Source organism: Mesobacillus sp., from assembly GCF_049588175.1.
Classification (GTDB): domain Bacteria; phylum Bacillota; class Bacilli; order Bacillales; family Cytobacillaceae; genus Mesobacillus.
The window spans coordinates 1-2282 of sequence record NZ_JBAVFI010000077.1 but is presented as its reverse complement, the minus strand read 5'-3'; the positions used below and the strand labels follow the sequence as shown (position 1 = coordinate 2282).

Annotated in this window: 1 protein-coding gene and 1 pseudogene; one reads left to right on the top strand and one right to left on the bottom strand. The window is 39.8% G+C overall.

Features of this window, described 5'->3' with window-relative positions; translation table 11 throughout:
* Nucleotides 1-689, bottom strand: a pseudogene (locus WB217_RS01750) (LVIVD repeat-containing protein); the annotation flags it as partial.
* Nucleotides 690-1152: 463 nt separating this feature from the next.
* Between WB217_RS01750 and WB217_RS01745 the strand changes: the two are divergent.
* On the top strand, nucleotides 1153-1935 hold the full coding sequence (locus WB217_RS01745; RefSeq protein WP_423990082.1) for an SDR family oxidoreductase: 783 nt from the start codon (nucleotides 1153-1155) through the stop codon (nucleotides 1933-1935).
* The last annotated feature ends 347 nt before the right edge of the window (nucleotides 1936-2282 follow it).

Genomic DNA, 2282 nt, shown 5'->3' with positions numbered 1-2282 from the left:
GGATTGGAAACATCCACAATAGACACATCCATTTTCTCGCCATGAGAGTAATAGTCTGCATAGCAGTCAGCAGTCAGTACATAAACATTGTCACCTTGTACTGTTAAATACAGCTCATGTGTACCCCTTGCACCTGACGACGAGGATTCCCAAAAACCGAGCTTTTTAGGTTCACGGGGATTTGTAACATCATACAGCACAAATCCACCCTGTGCATTTGGATCCTTTTGATCCATTTTTTGAACACTAACAGCAGCCAAATCGCCTTTAAAGTGTTTCGTATTTACGGATTTGACGATCACTTTTTCCTGCCAGGTGCCCTGGATATCAGCAAAGGCTGCAACCTCAACAGGATTGGAAGGGTCCTTCATATCAAAAACGCGAACTCCCCCTCCTCCGCCATTTGCTCGATGCGTGCCTAAATAGGCAAACCCTTTATGAGCGTATACATCACCTGTTGAGTTTTTTATTCCTTCACGGATCTCTTTCAAAGGTACCGCAGCTACTTCCTGAAGATTTCCTGTGTTCTTACTGCCTTCAATCAATGGTACGGCCAATTCCACACCTGCTAAATTATCGCCTTTTTCAACTCCACCGCCAATCTCATCATGTGCAAAAACAGATGTTCCTCCAACGGAAAATACCAATGCACCTGCCAATGCGGTATTGACTAAAATCTTCTTTTTCAAATGTATTCCTCCCTTTTTACATGGAATAAAATAACTACTTATGTAGTAGTCCTGAACCACACTATTTTCACTGAAGAATAATTCGAGTTCTGAAATAGTGTGATTTAAATGATAGGGAATATTCGGTAATTTTTATATAACCTAGATTTACTAATGTTTCTACATAATTAGACAAGCCTAATTCCGACCTTTTTAACCAGAAAAGTTGGGAAACTTGGGATTTACACTACAATGGACTTGTTTAATGCTCGTGTCTATTGAACCTTTTTGGGATTTTAAACCCCTGTTTTCCTCATACCTTCTTTAAGGCTATGTTACCGGTGAATAAGTATATGGATAATGTAGTTTCAAATCGAAAAAAGGTTTAGGTGTGCCTTAAGCTTTAAACAGAGAAATCAGTTTTATAAACCATTAACTTGGGCATATGTAACAATAATTCATATTTCATAAGGAGGCAGGAAGATTGAGTCAGTTAAAAGGAAAAGTTGCTTTTATTACTGGCGCTAGTTCGGGGATCGGCAAAGCCGCTGCGATAAAGCTAGCAAAGGAAGGCGCAAAAATCGCGCTGATTGATATAAAAGAAGAAAACGCCAAGGCAGTGAAAGACGAGATCCATGGCATTGGTGGGAGCGCACTAATTTTCGAATGTGACATCTCAAAAGTGGATGATGTTCAACTTAGCTATCAAAAGGTGATTGAGACTTTGGGCAGTATAGATATAGTATTTGCCAATGCGGGAATTAATGGCGTGATTGCACCGATAGAAGACCTTTCTTCAGAGGACTGGGATACGACAATCAACACGAATCTGAAAGGGACATTCCTTACTGTGAAATATGCTATTCCACACATGAAGAAGAGTGGCGGCAGTATCGTAATAACCAGTTCAATCAATGGTAACAGAATATACAAGAATTTTGGCATGTCAGCCTACAGTACATCTAAAATTGGCCAAACCGGATTTGGTAAAATGGCTGCTCTCGAATTAGCGCAATATCATATCAGGGTCAATATCATCTGTCCGGGTGCCATTGAGACCAATATTGGGGAAAATACCTTCCCACAGGAAGATAATCTAGAAAAAATCAAGATTCCTGTAGAATATCCAGAAGGCAATCAGCCACTCGAAGAACGATCCGGAAAACCTGAGCAAGTTGCAGACCTCGTATATTTTTTAGCATCAGATATGTCATCACACATCACCGGAACCGAAGTGTATATAGATGGAGCAGAGTCATTATTGTGAAAAATGGCCAATAAGATTCATCCTTTATAACACTCTGATCAACACGTCAAAAGGCGAACAACATATAAGGTTGTTCGCCTCAGTTTGTATACAAAGGGGCCACCAATAAAGTGGCTTGGTTACTTAAAAGAGCAAAAATCGGAATAAGTAATCACTAATAGGGCCTCTTGGGTACTAATAATAACAAATATTGGAGAAAGAGAGCACCAATATAGCTTCTTGGTTACCTAAAAGACCTAAATATTGGAAAAAGCGAGCGCCAATATAGCTTCTCGGAACCTAAAAGGCCTAAATATTGGAAAAAGCGAGCGCCAATATAGCTTCTTGGATACCTAAAAGACCTATAT